This window comes from Pseudomonas ceruminis (assembly GCF_021602025.1).
Classification (GTDB): domain Bacteria; phylum Pseudomonadota; class Gammaproteobacteria; order Pseudomonadales; family Pseudomonadaceae; genus Aquipseudomonas; species Aquipseudomonas ceruminis.
The window spans coordinates 1-432 of the sequence record NZ_BQHW01000082.1; the positions used below are offsets into that span (position 1 = coordinate 1).

General features: G+C 64.8%; 1 protein-coding gene and 1 pseudogene. Both read left to right on the forward strand.

The features are described from left to right. The coding region (locus L6D80_RS29890) for a putative ATP-dependent zinc protease (RefSeq protein WP_236183113.1) at positions 1–193 on the forward strand (193 nt) is incomplete at its 5' end. 82 nt (positions 194–275) lie between these two features. Next, a pseudogene (locus L6D80_RS29895) lies at positions 276–432 on the forward strand (putative ATP-dependent zinc protease); the annotation flags it as partial.

Sequence of the window (432 nt, forward strand, 5' to 3'; positions counted from 1 at the left end):
CCCCGAGCTTTCGCGCAGGCCGGTGGTCGACCTTGAGCTTTGCCTGGGCGACGAGAAGCGGACCGTGGAGGTAAACCTGGTCGACCGCAGCAGCTTCAACTATCCGTTGCTGGTGGGGGCCAAGGCCTTGCGCGAGTTCAAGGCTGCGGTGAACCCGGCCAAGCGGTTTACCGCGGGCAAGCCGGACTGCTGATTGATTCAACCTGTACGGCCCTTTCGCGGGGCAAGCCCGCTCCTACAAGCACTCCGCTGTACCTGTGGGAGCGGGCTTGCCCCGCGAAGACGAAGAGGAAGAGGGCGATGCCCCCGAGCTTTCGCGCAGGCCGGTGGTCGACCTTGAGCTTTGCCTGGGCGACGAGAAGCGGACCGTGGAGGTAAACCTGGTCGACCGCAGCAGCTTCAACTATCCGTTGCTGGTGGGGGCCAAGGCCC